General features: G+C 62.8%; 14 protein-coding genes. 3 read left to right on the top strand and 11 right to left on the bottom strand.

Annotated features, from left to right (window positions below; all coding sequences use genetic code 11):
- Window positions 1-32 precede the first annotated feature (32 nt).
- Complete coding sequence (locus AC07OE_RS17995) at window positions 33-812, top strand: SDR family NAD(P)-dependent oxidoreductase (protein WP_495071950.1); 780 nt, start codon at window positions 33-35, stop codon at window positions 810-812.
- Window positions 803-1,690 (top strand): SMP-30/gluconolactonase/LRE family protein, encoded by an 888-nt coding sequence (locus AC07OE_RS17990; RefSeq protein WP_495071949.1) that lies wholly within the window; start codon window positions 803-805, stop codon window positions 1,688-1,690. The genes AC07OE_RS17995 and AC07OE_RS17990 overlap by 10 nt, the downstream gene beginning before the upstream one ends.
- A 3-nt stretch (window positions 1,691-1,693) precedes the next feature.
- On the opposite strand, the gene AC07OE_RS17985 is transcribed toward AC07OE_RS17990, so the two are convergent.
- From AC07OE_RS17985 to AC07OE_RS17935, 11 genes are all read right to left on the bottom strand, one after another.
- The gene (locus tag AC07OE_RS17985; protein ID WP_495071948.1) at window positions 1,694-3,046 is read right to left on the bottom strand and encodes an MATE family efflux transporter; all 1,353 of its coding nucleotides are present in this window, start codon (window positions 3,044-3,046) and stop codon (window positions 1,694-1,696) included.
- 11 nt (window positions 3,047-3,057) lie between these two features.
- Window positions 3,058-4,770 (bottom strand): glycoside hydrolase family 13 protein, encoded by a 1,713-nt coding sequence (locus AC07OE_RS17980; RefSeq protein ID WP_495071947.1) that lies wholly within the window; start codon window positions 4,768-4,770, stop codon window positions 3,058-3,060.
- 12 nt (window positions 4,771-4,782) lie between these two features.
- The gene (locus tag AC07OE_RS17975; RefSeq protein ID WP_495071946.1) at window positions 4,783-6,435 is read right to left on the bottom strand and encodes an alpha-glucosidase family protein; all 1,653 of its coding nucleotides are present in this window, start codon (window positions 6,433-6,435) and stop codon (window positions 4,783-4,785) included.
- A 23-nt stretch (window positions 6,436-6,458) separates the two neighbouring features.
- On the bottom strand, window positions 6,459-7,631 hold the full coding sequence (locus AC07OE_RS17970; RefSeq protein ID WP_495071945.1) for a carbohydrate ABC transporter permease: 1,173 nt from the start codon (window positions 7,629-7,631) through the stop codon (window positions 6,459-6,461).
- Entirely contained in the window at window positions 7,628-8,632 is a 1,005-nt protein-coding gene (locus AC07OE_RS17965) for a carbohydrate ABC transporter permease (RefSeq protein WP_495071944.1), read from the bottom strand. The genes AC07OE_RS17970 and AC07OE_RS17965 overlap by 4 nt, the downstream gene beginning before the upstream one ends.
- A 101-nt stretch (window positions 8,633-8,733) precedes the next feature.
- Window positions 8,734-10,041 (bottom strand): ABC transporter substrate-binding protein, encoded by a 1,308-nt coding sequence (locus AC07OE_RS17960; RefSeq protein ID WP_495071943.1) that lies wholly within the window; start codon window positions 10,039-10,041, stop codon window positions 8,734-8,736.
- Between the two features lie 64 nt (window positions 10,042-10,105).
- On the bottom strand, window positions 10,106-11,110 hold the full coding sequence (locus AC07OE_RS17955) for an ABC transporter ATP-binding protein (RefSeq protein ID WP_495071942.1): 1,005 nt from the start codon (window positions 11,108-11,110) through the stop codon (window positions 10,106-10,108).
- Between the two features lie 196 nt (window positions 11,111-11,306).
- Window positions 11,307-11,630 (bottom strand): ATPase with chaperone activity, encoded by a 324-nt coding sequence (locus tag AC07OE_RS17950; RefSeq protein ID WP_495071941.1) that lies wholly within the window; start codon window positions 11,628-11,630, stop codon window positions 11,307-11,309.
- 18 nt (window positions 11,631-11,648) lie between these two features.
- Window positions 11,649-12,128 (bottom strand): low molecular weight protein-tyrosine-phosphatase, encoded by a 480-nt coding sequence (locus tag AC07OE_RS17945; RefSeq protein WP_495071940.1) that lies wholly within the window; start codon window positions 12,126-12,128, stop codon window positions 11,649-11,651.
- Between the two features lie 77 nt (window positions 12,129-12,205).
- Window positions 12,206-13,453 (bottom strand): DEAD/DEAH box helicase, encoded by a 1,248-nt coding sequence (locus AC07OE_RS17940; RefSeq protein ID WP_495071939.1) that lies wholly within the window; start codon window positions 13,451-13,453, stop codon window positions 12,206-12,208.
- A 69-nt stretch (window positions 13,454-13,522) separates the two neighbouring features.
- Entirely contained in the window at window positions 13,523-14,335 is an 813-nt protein-coding gene (locus AC07OE_RS17935; protein ID WP_495071938.1) for an IclR family transcriptional regulator domain-containing protein, read from the bottom strand.
- A 138-nt stretch (window positions 14,336-14,473) separates the two neighbouring features.
- On the opposite strand from AC07OE_RS17935, the gene pobA reads away from it, so the two are divergent.
- Entirely contained in the window at window positions 14,474-15,646 is a 1,173-nt protein-coding gene (pobA, locus tag AC07OE_RS17930) for a 4-hydroxybenzoate 3-monooxygenase (RefSeq protein WP_495071937.1), read from the top strand.
- Window positions 15,647-15,716: the final 70 nt, after the last annotated feature.

Below are 15,716 nucleotides of genomic sequence, written 5' to 3'. Positions count from 1 at the left end.
CTACAATTTGGAAGCAACTTTCACTGACACCTATGCAAACCCCACCCCTTTCCAACTACGCCAAGTACCCCAGCCTTGCTGGACGTACGGTCTTCGTCACGGGCGGTAGCTCGGGCATTGGTGCGGATATCGTGATTGCCTACGCGCGCCAAGGCGCACAAGTGGCTTTCACGGGCCGCAATGCCGAGTCCGCGGCCCAAGTCATTGAAGCGGCCTCTGCCTACGGCCCCACGCCGCTGTTCCTGCAAAGCGACGCCGCGGATGTGGCCGCGCTGAAGGCGGCCATTGCCACCACGGCCGAACGCTTTGGCGACATCGGCGTGCTGGTGAACAACGTGGCCAACGACCAGCGTCACGACCTGGCTGACGTGACCCCGGACGACTTTGACTGGCGCGTCGCCATTAACCTGCGTCCCGCTTTCTTCGCGGCCCAATCCGTGGTCGAGGGCATGAAGCGTTTGGGCGGCGGTGCCATCGTGAATTTGGGCTCCATCAGCTGGATGATCAAGGGCGCCGGCTACCCGGTGTATGCTACCTGCAAGTCCGCTACGGTGGGCTTGTCGCGCAGCCTGGCACGCGACCTGGGCAAGCTCAACATCCGCGTGAACACGCTCTCGCCCGGCTGGATCATGACCGAGAAGCAGCTCACCATGTGGGTGGATGAAGCTGGCGAAAAAGCCATGGATGAGAACCAGTGCCTGCCCGGCCGCATTGTGGGCAGTGACGTGGCCAATATGGCCCTGTTCCTCTCCGCCGATGACAGCCGCATGGTGACGGCGCAAGACTTTGTGGTGGACGCCGGATGGACCTGAGCCCCCCTACCGTTCGCAGCGTCTGGCCTGCCGAGCTGCTGCTGGGCGAAGGTCCGCTGTGGCACGCCGCCAGTGCGCGTTTTTTCTTCGTCGACATCCACGGCAAAGCCTTGCACGCCTGGACGCCGGCGACCGATGCCCGCCAGAGCTGGTCCATGCCCGAGCGCATTTGCTGGCTGATACCGCGCGCCGACGGAGACGGCTTCATGGCCGGCCTGCAATCAGGCTTTGTGCGCCTGTGGCTGGAGCCCAGTTTGCGCATCGAACCCGTCGGCAGCCCGCACCCGGACGAACCTCTGGTGCGCCTGAACGACGCCAAGGCCGACTGCCATGGCCGCATCTGGGCCGGCTCCATGCACAACGACGATGCCAGCCTGCAACGCGGCCGCCTCACAAGGCTCCAGCCCAGCGGCGCGTTCGACGTGGTGGAAAGCGGCATCTATATTGCCAACGGTCCGGCCATTGCACATGATGCGAGCTGGATGCTGCACACCGACTCCTTTCTGGAGACCGTTTACCGCTACGACCTGTCGGCGCAGGGCGAACTGTCGAATAAGGCCGTGTGGAACACCTTTGGTGGCGAGCAAGGCTCGCCCGACGGCATGACGCTGGACCGCGACGGCAATGTGTGGGTGGCCTTCTGGGGCGGCGCCTGCATCCGCCAGTTAACGCCGGCGGGCGGGCTGCTGCGCACCATCAACTTGCCAGCACCGCAGATCACCAGCATGGCCTTTGGCGGGCCCAATCTGGACGTGCTGCTGGTGACCAGCGCGCGCATTGGACTGGATGCCGCGACCTTGGAGCGCTACCCCCTGGCGGGCAGCATCTTCGTGCTGGAGCCAGGCGTACAGGGCGTGCTGCCCTGCACCTTCGGCTAGGCCTCAACCGCCGGCGCGCAGGCGTCGGCGGCTGTCGCGCGCGTTGGGCAACCAACCGCGCCACAGCCAGCGGGCCAGCAACAGCAGCCCGCGTATCCACTCGTCGATGGCATAGGCCAGCCAGATGCCAGGCAAGCCCAACAAACGGCCCAGCCAGAACGAGCCCACGCCCAGCACCAGGATCAGCGAAGCTACGCTGGAGGCGGCGGGGTACAGCGCATCCCCCGTAGCCCGCAGCGCGCCATTCAAAATCAGGTTAAACACGCGGCCCGTTTCCAGCAACAACGACAACCACAGCAGCGTTTGCGCCGCGTGAATCACCGCCGGATCTTTGGTGAAGATGCGCATGAGCCAGGGTGCGCCGAGCGCCGCCAACAAGGCCAGCGACCCCGAAGCCAGCAAGCCGTTGCGCACCGCCTTACGTACCAACCCATTGGCCACGCGCAGGTCGCCCGCTCCCACCAGCCGCCCCACCATGATCTCGCAGGCCCAGCCAATGGCCATGCTAGTGAGTAGCACGTACTTCAGCAATTGCAGCGTGTACGAATGGGTGGCCAGTGCCGTGACACCGAGACGCGCTGTGGCAGCCAGCGACACCATGAACGCACCCCGGTAGGCCACCTCCACCCCTGCGCCGGGTAGCCCCACGCGCAACACAGGCGCCAAATCTTTCCAAGCAGCAGCCCACCAATCGCGCCAGCGCGGCACCAGTTGCATGCGGATGCGCCAGAACCACAAATGCATGACCAGCCCCAGCGCACGGCTGATCAGCATGGCAATCGCGTAGCCCTCCAGGCCCAAGCCATCCCACTCGCCCCAGTCGCGCATCAGCAGCGCCGCCAGCAGCAAATGGCTGCTGTGCATCACCACCATGACCTTGAGCGAATCCCTGGAATGCAGGTGTGCCCGCAAAACCGATGCCATGCTGAGGTTGTAGGCTTCCAGCATCAGTGCGGGCGCAAACCACTGCAGATAGGGAGCAGCCAGCACCACGATCTGGTCAGGCGCGTTGAGCCAGTCCAACACCAGGTCGTTGCCCGCCACTACGATGCACACCACCAAAACCCCAGCCCAGGTGCTGGCGCCCAGTGCCAACAACGCGGCGCGTCGTGCCGAGGCATGTTGCTGCCCACCCAGATACTGGGTGACCACTACGCCCAGGCCAATGGCCAGCACGCGAAACACCACGAACAGGGTTTCGAGAATCTGGTTCACCAGCCCAAAGGCGCCAGCCGCCGCATCCGAAGTGTGCGAGGCCAACCACAAGCCGCCCATGGCCACACTCATGCCCAACAAAAATTCGCCCAGTAAGGGGCCTGCGATCATGTTGAGGCGGGGGCGGTCGGGCACTGTCATGGCCACGAACCTTAACGCAAAGCGACGATCCGCGCTTCGAAGGGACGCAAGGTGAAGCGGCGCACACTCTGCGTTGGGTCTACCGCGTAATTGGCAATCAGCGGCTCTTGCTGGTTCACCGCCACCTGGGCTGGCAGGGTAAAGGGCTGCTCGGCGCCCGTGAAGTTGCAGACCACCAACAACACCGCGTCACCCAGTGTACGGGTATATGCGTATACGGCAGGATCGTCTGGCAGCAGCAATGCATAGCGTCCCTGGACCAGCGCGGGCGTGCTTTTGCGCAGGGCAATCAGCCGACGGTAGTAGTGCCAGACAGAATCCGCATCCGTCTGGGCCTGCGCCGCATTCACTGTGGAATGGTTCGGGTTGCTCTGGATCCAGGGTGTGCCCGTGGTAAAGCCACCGTGCGCCGACGCATTCCACTGCATGGGCGTGCGTGCGTTGTCACGGCTCTTGGCGTAGATGCGTGCCAACACCTCTTTGGGCGACTCCTGTCGGTCCTGCACCGCTTCGCGGTACATGTTCAGGGTCTCAATGTCGCGGTAGTCCTCAATCTGCGAAAACCGCACATTGGTCATACCCAGTTCTTCTCCCTGGTACACGTAGGGCGTGCCCTGCATGCCGTGCAGAAAGGTGGCGAGCATTTTGGCCGAGGCCACACGGTGCACACCGTCGTCCCCCCAGCGCGACACGGGGCGCGGCTGGTCATGGTTGCTCAGATACAGACTGTTCCAGCCGGTCTGCCACAGCGCGTCCTGCCAGCGTGACATGCTGGCCTTGAGATCGGCCAGCGCCAAGGGCTTGAGCGCCCATTTGCCGCGGCCATCGCCGGGGATGGCGTCCAGGTCCATGTGCTCGAACTGGAACAACATGTTCAGCGCGCCTGTCTGTGCGTTGGTGATATCCATGCCCTGCTGGATGGTGGCCAGCGGCGCTTCCCCCACCGTGAGGGTGTCATAGTGGTCCAGCACCTGTGCCTTCATCTCGCGCAGAAACTCCAGTAGGCGGGGGCCATTGGTCACCATGCCAAAGCTGGGCTGTAAATATCCGCCACGGATGACCGGCGCATCGGCCAGGCCCGCGGGCTTGGAGATCATGTTGATGACATCCATGCGAAAACCATCCACCCCCTTGTCCAACCAGAAGCGCATCAATGCGTAGACCTCCTGCCGGACCTTGGGGTTCTCCCAGTTCAAGTCGGGCTGCTTCTTGGAGAACATGTGCAGGTAGTACTCGCCCGTGGCCGGGTTGGGCTCCCACACCGATCCGCTGAACGCTGCCTCCCAATTGTTGGGCAGGCTGCCGTCGGTCGGCATGTCGCGCCAGATGTAGTAGTCGTGGTACGGGTTATCGCGGCTTTGGCGGGCCTGCTGGAACCAGGGATGCTCGTCCGATGTGTGGTTGACCACCAGGTCCATCATTAAGCGTATGCCACGTGCGTGCATACCCTCCAGCATGGCGTCGAAGTCGGCCATGCTGCCAAACTCGTCCATGATGGCGCGGTAGTCGCTGATGTCGTAGCCGTTGTCATCGTTGGGCGAACGATAGACCGGCGAGAGCCAGACCACATCTACCCCGAGCGTTTGCAGGTAGTCGAGTTTGGAGGTGATGCCTGGCAAGTCACCGATGCCATCCCCATTGCTGTCGCAAAAACTGCGCGGGTAGATCTGGTAGACCACCGACTGTTTCCAGTCGGCGGGCGTAGTGGTACGCGCAACAGCCATGGTGGGCCCGCCTCAGCCCAAGCGGTAGTAAGCACCGCCCCAAGGGGCCAGTTGCAACGTGTTGCCTGCACGGGCCACATCGGCCAAGCCGCTGCCGGGCACGGCACTTGCACCCGCATAGGCAGCGGGAATGTCCCACTGCGCGGCCGTGTCGCTGAAGTTGAAGACACACAGCAGTTGCGTGCCTTCAAAGGCGCGCACAAAGGCCAGCACCTGCGGGTGGGGGGGTAGTACCGTCAACGTACCGCTCACCAACGCCGGCTGCGTCTTGCGCCAGCGCAGCAGCGCGCGGTAGAAGTGAAGCAAGGAACCCGAATCCCGCTCCTGCACATCCACCGCCAGCGCGCGGTGCGGCTCGATCACAGGCAGCCACGGTGCCGCGGGTTTGGCGGCGCTGGAAAAGCCCAGATCCGCCGAGTCCTTGGACCATGGGTGAGCGGTGCGGCAACCGTCGCGACCCTTGAACTCCGGCCACATGGTGATGCCATAGGGGTCTTGCAGATCCTCGAACGCAATGTCTGCCTCGGGCAGCCCCAGCTCGTCGCCCTGGTAAATACAGGGCGAGCCGCGCAGGCTCATCTGCAACGCAGCACCCAGGCGCAAGAGGTCGGGATGGGCAGACTGGCCTGCGCTGCCCCAGCGGCTGGCCACACGCACTACGTCGTGGTTGGACAGGGCCCAGCAGGGCCAGCCCCCGGGTGCCACTTCTTCAAACCGTTGCACGAAGCTGCGGAAATGCGCCGCACTGTGGGCAGTACCCAGCAGGTCAAAGCAGTAGGCCATATGCAGCTTGTCGCCGCCGCTGGTGTACTCGGCCACACGGCCCAGGCCGTCGTCATCGCCAATTTCGCCCACCATCGTGGTGTTGGGGTACTGGTCCAGCAGGGCGCGCAAGCGGCGGAGAAAGACCAGATTCTCGGGCTGGCTCTTGTCATGCTTGTGCCACTGCCAGCCATAGGGATTCACGGCATTGACCGCGGGGTCTTCTCCATCGGGGCGGCCACGCGCGGGGTTGTCGCGCAACTGCGCGTCGTGAAAGTAGAAGTTGGCCGTGTCAAGGCGGTAGCCGTCCACACCGAGGTCCAACCAGAACTTCACCGTGTCCAGCAAGGCGTTTTGCACCTCGGGGTTGTGGAAATTCAGATCCGGTTGGCTGGTCAGGAAGTTGTGCATGTAGTACTGGCAGCGACGCGTATCCCACTGCCAGGCGCTACCGCCAAAAATGGAGAGCCAGTTGTTGGGCGGCGTGCCGTCGCTCTTGGCGTCGGCCCACACATACCAATCGGCCTTGGGGTTGCTCAAGCTGGAGCGACTCTCCACAAACCAGGGGTGCTGGTCCGAGCTGTGAGAGAGAACTTGGTCAATCATGACCTTGAGGCCCAGCGCATGGGCGCGGTCCACCAATTTGCGGAAATCGGTCACGGTACCGAACATGGGATCCACGTCGCAGTAGTCGCTGACGTCGTAGCCAAAGTCCTTCATCGGGCTCTTGAAGAAGGGCGAGAGCCAGATGCCATCTGCGCCCAGCGCCGCCACATAGTCCAGCTTGGCGGTGATGCCGTCCAGGTCCCCAATGCCGTCGCCGTTGCTGTCTGCAAAACTGCGGGGGTAGATTTGGTAGATGACGCCGCCGCGCCACCAGTTGTCGTTGGATGCTTTTGTCATACGGAAGAAAAGAAATAAGGGCGTTACTTGACCGAGCCCGACAGCAGGCCGCGCACAAAGAAACGTTGGAGGGAGAAGAACACGGCGACCGGCACCGCGATGGATACAAAGGCGCTGGCCGTGAGGATTTCCCAGCTCTCGCCGCGGGAACCCAACAGGTCATTGAGCTTGATGGTCAACACGATCTGGTCCGGGGCCTTGCCCAGGAATACCAGCGCAATCAGAAAATCGTTCCACACCCAGAGGAACTGGAAGATCGCGAAGCTGGCCAGCGCGGGAATGGACAGCGGCAACACGATGCCCAGGAAAATCTGGAAGTGCGAGGCGCCATCCATGCGCGCGCTTTCGATGATGTCGCGCGGCAACGAGGCAATGTAATTGCGCAGCAGATAGATGGCCAGCGGCAGGCCAAAGGCCGAGTGCGCAAGCCACACCCCCAGGTAGGACTTGGAGTCCACCCCCACCGCCTCCCCCACCTGGTTGTACAGGCGCAATAGCGGAATCAGCGACATCTGCAGCGGCACCACCAGCAGGCCCACCACCACCACAAACAGCCATTTGCGCCCGGGAAACTCCATCCAGCTGAAGGCGTAGGCCGCAAACGCAGCAATCAGGATGGGAATGAAGGTGGCCGGAATGGTGACCTTGAACGTGTTCAGGAAAGCCTGGCCCACGCCTTCGGATGCCACCACTTTTTCGTAGTTTTGTGTGAGAAACACAGGGGGCGACTCGGCCACATAGAACACGCGCACACCGCGGTCCTTGTCGTAGTTCTGATTCAGCTCCAGGCGGTAGCTGCCATCGGCCTGTACCGTCAGCGTGCCATCGGGCTGGCCGTCTTCTTCGTCAAACACTTGGCCATCGGCTACCTCTGCAGCCGTGCCCGCGGCAAACTCTCCTGGGTTGCCCGACTTGAGAGAGAACTTCTTGATCTTGATACCCGACTGCTCGGGGAAGAGACGGCCGCTGATTACATAGCGATTGCCTTCCTTGACCAGGCTTTGCGCACCCGCGGTACGGCGCATGTCGGAGCGCGTCTGCGTGGACATCGCGGTCCACCATCCGCTGGACGCCAGCTGCTGCTTGTCGCGAAAGCTGGACACCAGCAAACCGAAGGTGGGCAGTACCCACAGCACCACAATGGCCAAGAGCAGCAGCTGCGCGGCAATGGAGGGGAAGCTGAAGTATTTTTTCATCGCTGGGCCTCCTCGGTCCGGAAACGGCGGATGTTGAATGCCATGACAGGCACTACCGCAAACATGAGCACCATGGCCAGCGTGGAACTACGGCCATAGTCGCCACCACCGCGGAACATCCAGTCGTACATCAGATTGGCCAACACGCTGGTGTCCCACTGGCCGCCGGTCATGGCCATCACGATGTCAAACACCTTGAGCACGGTGATGGTGATGGTGGTCCACACCACGAGGATGGTGGACATGACCTGGGGCACCATGATTTCGAAAAAGATTTGCAGCTCGCTGGCGCCGTCAATGCGGGCCGCTTCGATGGTTTCATTCGGCACGCCACGCAGCGCGGCCGACAGGATCACCATGGCAAAGCCAGTCTGGATCCAGATCAGGATGGCCATGAGGAAAAAGTTATTCCAGAACGGCACGGTGACCCAGGCGTGTGGCTGGCCACCCAGTCCCACGACGATGGCATTCAGAATGCCGATCTGGTCCGACTCGGGGCCGCGGAAGTCATAGACAAACTTCCAGATCACGCTGGCCCCCACAAAGCTGATCGCCATGGGCATGAACACCATGGACTTGGCAAAACCGCCCCACCACACGCGGTCGGCCAGCACGGCCACCACCAGACCCAGGCCCGTCGCGGCTGCGGGCACCACCACGAGCCACAGGAAGTTGTTGCGAATGGTGAGCAGGAAATTCTGGTCTACCAACACCCATTGGTAGTTGGCCAAGCCGACGAACTGTTCGCCGGTGGCATCGAAGAAACTGAGACGGAACGTCTCAAACAGCGGATACAGCAAATAGATGCCCAGCAACAGCAGCGCGGGAGCCAAGAACAGCCAGGGCCGCACACCGGAGCGGACTCGCTCGCGCTGGTGTTTCTGCCCCAGCGGCACATGAACAATCTTGTCCAACAGAAAGTTGGAGCCGGCAAAGTACAGCAGGCAAAACGCAATGCTGACCACCACAGCGGTTATGGTCTGGAGGATTTGATCGGTCATGGGATCAACTCTTTTGCGTATCGTGAAAGGGTTTCAAAAAGGCCGGCAGCACGGAGCCGCCGGCCTGAAGACGCGCCACCAGGGCGCGCTCGAGGAGATGCTTACTTGATCGCGTCCCAGCTCTTCTGGATTTCGTCAGCCACTTGCTGCGCAGTTTGGCCGCCCGAGTAGTTGACCATGCCCTTCCAGAAGCTGCCAGCACCCACAGCGCCAGGCATCAGGTCGGAACCGTCAAAGCGGAAGGTGGTGGCGTTCAACAGGATCTCGCCTTGCTTCTTCTGGGCCTTGGTCTTGTACTTGTCCAGGTCCACACCCTTGTGCGGTGTCAGGAAGCCGGGGCCGTCCGCCATCCAGATTTCATGCGCTTGCGGGCTTTGCATGTAGTCCATGAAGGCGTGGGCGGCCTTGCTGTCCTTGGTGATGGTCAGGATCGTGCCGCCACCTTCCACGGGGTTACCCAGCTTTTTGCTGGCATACGAAGGGAAATAGAAGAAGTCAGCATCTTCGGCCTTGCCTTCAGGGAAGAAGGCAGGAATGAAGGAGGCTTGGCGGTGCATGTAGCACTTGGGAGGCGAACCAAACAGGCCCTTGGGGCTGTCCTTGAAGCTCACCGTGGCCACGGCCTTGGCGCCGCCATCCACATAGGCGTCGTTCTTGGCGAACCAGCCGTACTCTTCAATTGCCGCTACAACGCGTGGGTCATTGAACTTGACCGTATTGTTGACCCAGCCGTCATAAACTTCTGGCGGTTGCGTACGCAACATAAAGTCTTCCACCCAGTCGGTAGCGGGCCAGCCAGTCGCTGCATCGCTGCCCAGACCGATACACCAAGGTTTGCCACCGTCAGCCGCAATCTTCTTGGTCAGATCCTTGAGCGCCTCCATGGTCTTGGGCACTTTGTAGCCCTTTTCCTTGAAGTTCTCAGGGATGTACCAGACCAGGCTCTTCACGTTCACGTTGTAGAACAAGCCATAGAACTCTTTCTTGCCGGCCTTGTTGGCGTAGGTACCCAGGTCTGCCCAGGAATTGCCTGCGGCGTAGTTCTTCTTCACCCATTCTTTGGACTTTTCGCCCAGAGGCACCAGGCCGCCGATGGCCGCCATGTTGGCAGCCAGACCGGGCTGGGGGAAAACCGAGATGTTGGACGGCGAACCGGCCTTGATGTCGATCACGATTTGTTGTTCGGAGCTTTGCGAGCAGGAGTGCTTCACAGTCGCGCCAGTGGCTTTTTCAAAGCCGTCGATCACCTTCTGGAACGACACCTCTTCGGCGCCAGTCCAGGGACAGGTGATGGTGACCACTTCACCCTTCAGATTCGGGCCTTTGTAGTCAGCGGCAGCCATGGCCGGGCTGACCAGGGTGCCCATTGCCAGAGCAGACGCTCCGGCGATTACGGTTTTCTTGAACATCGTCTCTTCTCCTCTTGGTGCGCCACGGCCCATCCGTGGTGCGTTAAAAAAATGGGGCACCGCGTCAATCGACGCGCCGCCCCTCGGCGTTGAAGCGGTACAGGTGCTCGGGTGCAAAACCCAGCTCGATGGTGTTGCCGGGCTCCAGTGCCAGCGTGCCATCCATGCGGGCAGTGATATCGCCGTGCTCCCCAGCGGTGACATAGGCAAAGGTCTCGTTGCCCAGTTGCTCCGAATGTTTGAGCGTGCCCTGGATGGGGCCACCCGCCTGCACCTTGAGGTGCTCGGGGCGCAAGCCTATGGTCGCCACGTTGTGGCGGGCGGCAAATTCGCCGCCAATCAGGTTCATCTGGGGCGAGCCAATGAAGCTGGCCACAAACAGGCTGGCGGGCTTGTTGTAGAGCTCCAGCGGTCGGCCCACCTGCTCGACCCGGCCCTTGTTGAGCACCACGATCTTGTCGGCCAGCGTCATCGCCTCGACCTGGTCGTGCGTCACGTACACCATGGTCGCGCCCAGGCGGCGGTGCAGGGTGGCCAGTTCCACGCGCATCTTGGTCCGCAGGGCCGCATCCAGGTTAGAGAGCGGCTCGTCAAACAAAAACACCTTGGGGTCGCGCACGATGGCACGGCCAATGGCCACACGCTGGCGCTGGCCGCCCGACAGGGCTTTGGGCAGGCGGTCCAGGTACTCGGTGAGCTGCAAGATCTCGGAGGCCTCGCGCACGCGGCGCTCGATTTCGGCCTTGGGCGTCTTGGCAATCTTCAGGGCGAACGCCATGTTGTCAAACACGGTCTTGTGGGGGTAGAGCGCGTAACTCTGGAACACCATGGCCACACCGCGTTCGGACGGGCCCAGGTCATTCACACGCACGCCGCCGATATTGAGGTCGCCACCGGAGATTTCTTCCAGGCCGGCAATCATGCGCAGCAGCGTGGTCTTGCCGCAACCGGAGGGCCCCACGAACACCGTGAACTCGCCGGGTTCGATGTCCAAATCGATGCCATGGATGACATCCGCCTTGCCGTAGTTTTTAACGATTCCGCGCAAACGGACATCGGACTGACTCATATGCATGCTCCTTGCGGTTGACCTGCGGCGCCTCGCCACGCAGCAAAATGTAACCAGATTACAAACATATTCCGTCAGGGTAAACCCTTGAAAATCTGCTTTTCCTTCAATTTTCAAAACCGATTTTGACCAATGAAGTGACCGAAGCACCTTTCGATACGAATTTCCAGATTTAAGTAATCAAGTTACCTAATGGTTACCGATTTTCGGTAACCCAGAGGGGCATCGCCCAGTCCAGCAGCTCGGCCAGACGACTCACCACCCACTGCGCTTCGGCGGGCGTAACCACAGCCGCTTCACCCAGCAAACCCTGGTGGCAGCGCGTGAGCACGTCCCCGTCAGTCAGCCCCAGGCCGAACTCCATATCGCGCGCCGTGCCGGTCAGCAGGTTGGCCAGGTCTTCGCACAGCTCATAGCGCTGGGCCACCTCTTGCCACGGGGTGTGCAGGCGGTTGCGGCGGCTGTCGGTGTACAGCGCCAGAAAGCTCTGGGGAATGTCGATTTGGTAGTCGTCGGACATGGTGTGGGCAAGGAAAGGTCAGCGCAGCTGGCGCTGCACATGCAGGAGCAGGCCATCGCAGGCATCCTCCACCAGATCGAGCACGGCGTCGAAGCCACCCGCGCCGCCGTAGTACGGGTCGGGTACCACGGGGCTGTCATGGTGCTGGCAAAACTCGGTCAGGCGGCGCAACTTGGCCTGGTGGGCGGGCGGGCACAGGTCTTGCGCCAGTGCCAGGTTGTCCCAGTCCATCACCAGAATCAGATCTGAACGCGCAAAGTCGGCCGCCGCCAGCTGGCGTGCGCGCAGGTCCGAGAGGTCATAGCCACGCCGGGCAGCGTGGGTCTGGGAGCGTGGGTCCGGCGCCTCGCCGGGGTGGTAGTTGTGGGTGCCGGCGGAGTCCACCTGCACCCGGTCCTGCCAGCCCCGCTGCTGCACCTTGTGGCGCATCACGCCATGGGCCGTGGGGCTGCGGCAGATGTTGCCCATGCACACAAACAGCAAACGGTAGTCCGGCATTCGCACCCCCAGTTTTAAGTCAAATCAGCCTCTAGCCCCCGTATTCATTGCGCAAGTAGCTTCCATTTTCATAGCAATCAGGACAGCGGTGGCAGCAAGCCGGCGGCGCGCAGCTTGTCTTTCTTGCTGGGCCGGTGGCCCTTGATTCCGCCCCCCGCGCTGCCACCCGGGGCATGGCTGGCACGCGGCGCGGGCTCAAAGCCAGCCACCTCTTCGCGCGGAACCGGTGTGCGATGGCGCTTCTCGATGAGGCGGAAATGCGCCTCCATGTCAGCAGTGACAAAGCTCACCGCCAACCCGCTGGCACCGGCACGTGCCGTGCGGCCTATACGGTGGGTGTAGTCGGTGGCGGAGCGCGGCAGGTCGTAGTTCACCACCACCGGCAAGTCACTGATGTCGATACCGCGCGCAGCCACATCGGTCGCCACCACGACCCCAATGGCCGAGGCCTTGAAGTCCATCAGCACCTGGGTGCGCTTGCCCTGGCTGAGCTGGGCGTGAAACGGTTCGGCCAGCAAACCTGCGCGGCGCAGCTTGTCCGCCACCACCTCGGCCGCATGCTTGGTGGCCACAAACACCAGCACCCGGCTCCAGCCGTGCTGGGTAATCAGGTGGCGCAACAACTGGGTGCGCTGGGGTGCGTCCACCGCGATGGCGCGCTGGGTAATGTCCGGCATGTCTGCGGGTTCGGACACCACGGTGATCTCTTCGGGCTCATGCAGCACGGTTTGCGCCATAGCGCGCACCGCGGGCGGAAAGGTGGCCGAGTACAGCAGGCTCTGGTGGCGCGCGGGCAGTGCAGCGCGAATGCGCTCCAGCTCCTCGGCAAAGCCCAGGTCCATGAGGCGGTCGGCCTCGTCCAGCACCAGGGTGCGCACGCCGCCCAGCGTCAGTGCGTTGCGCTCCAGCAGGTCCAGCAAGCGCCCGGGGGTGGCCACCACAATGTCGGTGCCACCGCGCAGGCCCATCATTTGCGGGTTGATGGAGACACCGCCAAAAACAACGGTGACCTTGGCGGCCTGCCCCGCGTGCTGGGCCAGCGTGCGCAGGGTGTCGCCCACCTGGGTGGCCAGCTCGCGCGTGGGCACCACCACCAGGGCGCGCGCCACACGAGGCTTGTTCGATGGGGCTTGGGCCAGCTGCTGCAACAGCACCAGCGCAAAGGCGGCGGTTTTGCCCGAACCCGTCTGAGCCGCGGCCAGCACATCACGCCCGGCCAGCGCCACAGGAATGGCGGCGGTCTGGATGGGGGTGGGCAGGCTGTGGCCCTGGGCCACCATGGCATGGGCCAATGCGGGCGACAGGCCCAGAGATGAAAACGGCATAGGGAGTTCCGGTGAAAAGAAACCGGCAAGCCGGAGGGTGCAGACCCATTTTATGCAGGTACCCCGCCCCTAAAGCATGGCGCGCAGTTCGCGGGCCGCGTCTTGCAGCACCGGCAGCAGCTCGCGCTGCATGTCTTCCAGCGTCAGCCGGTGCGGCGCCGCCACCACATTGAGGGCGCCCACCGTGTCACCATGCAGGTTGCGCAGCGGCACAGCCAGCGCCTGCACACCCAGCTCATGTTCCTCGCTGGCCAAGCAGTAGTCCTGGCGCCGCGCCTGTTCCACCAAGGTTCGCAATACCTTGGGCTCGGTCACCGTGTGGGCAGTGAGGCGGCGCAGGGTGTGGGCCTTGAGCCAAGCATTGAGCGCGGGCTTGGGCAGCGCGGCCAACAGCACCCGTCCGGTGGACGTGGCGTGTACCGGCAGGCGTGCGCCCAGATGCAAGCCATAGGCCAGCACCTGGGCCTTGCCAGACGGAGAGCTGCGCCAGTCATTGCCGCTGCGCGCCACGATGACCACCTCGTCCGCATCGAGCACCACCGCCGAGAACGACTCCTGCGTTTGCGCGGCCAGCCGATTCAGCGTGGGCTGCAGCACGCGCGGCAGCCGGGCCGACGACAGGTAGCTGCCCGAGAAGCGCAGTACCTTGCTGGAGAGCCAGTAGTAGCTGCCGTCCGTTTCCAGGTACCCCAGGTAGGCCAGCGTCAGCAGGTGGCGCCGCGCAGCAGCGCGCGTGATGCCGGCGCGCTGGGCCGCCAGCGTGGCGTTCAGGCGCTGGCGCTCGGTGTCAAAGCTCTCCAGCACCGCCATGCCCTTGGCCATGCCGGCAATCAGGTCCGCCGGGGCAATGGTGCTGGGGTGCAGGGTGGAGGCAGGGATCATGGAGCGGCCTTTGGGCAGGTTATTTTTTGCGCGATTATCGCGCAGCCACTCCATTCACCGCGCAACAGAGCGGCCCGCGGGATGCCAAAGCGGCGGCGGCTGCCTAAGCTGGGAACATCCCACGAACACGGAGTTTTCATGCGCACCCAAGTCGCCATCATCGGAGCCGGTCCCTCCGGCCTCCTGCTCGGCCAGCTCTTGCACAAGGCCGGTATTGATGCGGTCATCCTGGAACGCCAGACTGGCGACTATGTGCTCTCGCGCATTCGCGCCGGCATCCTGGAGCAAGTAACCACCGACCTGCTGATGGAGGCCGGTGTCGGCCAGCGCATGCAGCGTGAAGGCCTGGTGCATGGTGGCTTTGACCTGTTGTTTGGTGGCGAACGCCACCGCATTGACATGCACACCCTGACAGGCGGGCGCCAGGTCATGGTCTATGGCCAAACCGAACTGACGCGCGACCTGATGGAGGCGCGCCAGGCCGCCGGCCTGCCCACCATCTACCAAGCAGGCAATCTCACGGTGCACGACTTTGACAGCGCCCAGCCCCGCGTGCGCTATGAGAAAAACGGGCAGACCCATGAGATTGTTTGCGACTTCATCGCGGGCTGCGACGGCTTCCACGGCGTGTGCCGTGCCAGCGTGCCACAGGGCGCCATCACCGAGTACGAGAAGGTCTACCCCTTTGGCTGGCTGGGCCTGCTGGCCGATACGCCCCCGGTACACCACGAACTCATTTACGTGAACAGCAGCCGCGGGTTTGCACTGTGTTCGCAGCGCAGCAGCACGCGCAGCCGTTACTACCTGCAAGTGCCACTCACCGACAAGGCCAGCGACTGGTCGGACGAGGCCTTCTGGCAAGAGCTGCGCCTGCGCCTGGACCCCGAGGCGCGCGCCGCGCTGGTAACCGGCCCATCACTGGAAAAGAGCATTGCACCGCTGCGCAGCTTTGTGGCCGAACCCATGCGCTTTGGCCGGATGTTTCTGGCCGGCGATGCCGCCCACATCGTGCCCCCCACGGGCGCCAAGGGGCTGAACCTGGCGGCCACCGATGTGAAGTACCTGAGCACCGCCTTCATCGAGTACTACCAGGAGCAATCGTCCGCGGGCATAGACCATTACTCGCAACGCTGCCTGCAGCGCATCTGGAAAGGCGAGCGCTTTTCCTGGTGGTTCACCAGCCTCATGCACCGCCTGCCCAACGACGGCGCCATCGGCCAGAAGCTGCAGGAAGCCGAGCTGGAATACCTGGTGCAGTCCCGGGCTGCGTCCACCGCATTGGCAGAGAACTACGTGGGCCTGCCGCTGTAGGGGCGAACTTTACGGAGGTTTTACAAAGCCGACAGCAGGCGTGGGGTAAACAGCCGTCAATGTCTTAGCA

The sequence above is a fragment of the Rhodoferax sp. GW821-FHT09E07 genome (assembly GCF_059416145.1).
The sequence above is the reverse complement of the archived record's forward strand: the minus strand, read 5'-3'. Positions and strand labels throughout refer to the sequence as shown.

Coding starts and splice junctions, on each gene's coding strand:
- AC07OE_RS17985 (WP_495071948.1), bottom strand. CDS start 3,046: ATGACAGTGCCCGACCGCCCCCGCCTCAACATGATCGCAGGCCCCTTA.
- AC07OE_RS17945 (WP_495071940.1), bottom strand. CDS start 12,128: ATGCCGGACTACCGTTTGCTGTTTGTGTGCATGGGCAACATCTGCCGC.
- AC07OE_RS17980 (WP_495071947.1), bottom strand. CDS start 4,770: ATGGCTGTTGCGCGTACCACTACGCCCGCCGACTGGAAACAGTCGGTG.
- AC07OE_RS17935 (WP_495071938.1), bottom strand. CDS start 14,335: ATGATCCCTGCCTCCACCCTGCACCCCAGCACCATTGCCCCGGCGGAC.
- AC07OE_RS17940 (WP_495071939.1), bottom strand. CDS start 13,453: ATGCCGTTTTCATCTCTGGGCCTGTCGCCCGCATTGGCCCATGCCATG.
- AC07OE_RS17990 (WP_495071949.1), top strand. CDS start 803: ATGGACCTGAGCCCCCCTACCGTTCGCAGCGTCTGGCCTGCCGAGCTG.
- AC07OE_RS17955 (WP_495071942.1), bottom strand. CDS start 11,110: ATGAGTCAGTCCGATGTCCGTTTGCGCGGAATCGTTAAAAACTACGGC.
- AC07OE_RS17975 (WP_495071946.1), bottom strand. CDS start 6,435: ATGACAAAAGCATCCAACGACAACTGGTGGCGCGGCGGCGTCATCTAC.
- AC07OE_RS17965 (WP_495071944.1), bottom strand. CDS start 8,632: ATGACCGATCAAATCCTCCAGACCATAACCGCTGTGGTGGTCAGCATT.
- AC07OE_RS17995 (WP_495071950.1), top strand. CDS start 33: ATGCAAACCCCACCCCTTTCCAACTACGCCAAGTACCCCAGCCTTGCT.
- AC07OE_RS17950 (WP_495071941.1), bottom strand. CDS start 11,630: ATGTCCGACGACTACCAAATCGACATTCCCCAGAGCTTTCTGGCGCTG.
- AC07OE_RS17970 (WP_495071945.1), bottom strand. CDS start 7,631: ATGAAAAAATACTTCAGCTTCCCCTCCATTGCCGCGCAGCTGCTGCTC.
- AC07OE_RS17960 (WP_495071943.1), bottom strand. CDS start 10,041: ATGTTCAAGAAAACCGTAATCGCCGGAGCGTCTGCTCTGGCAATGGGC.
- pobA (WP_495071937.1), top strand. CDS start 14,474: ATGCGCACCCAAGTCGCCATCATCGGAGCCGGTCCCTCCGGCCTCCTG.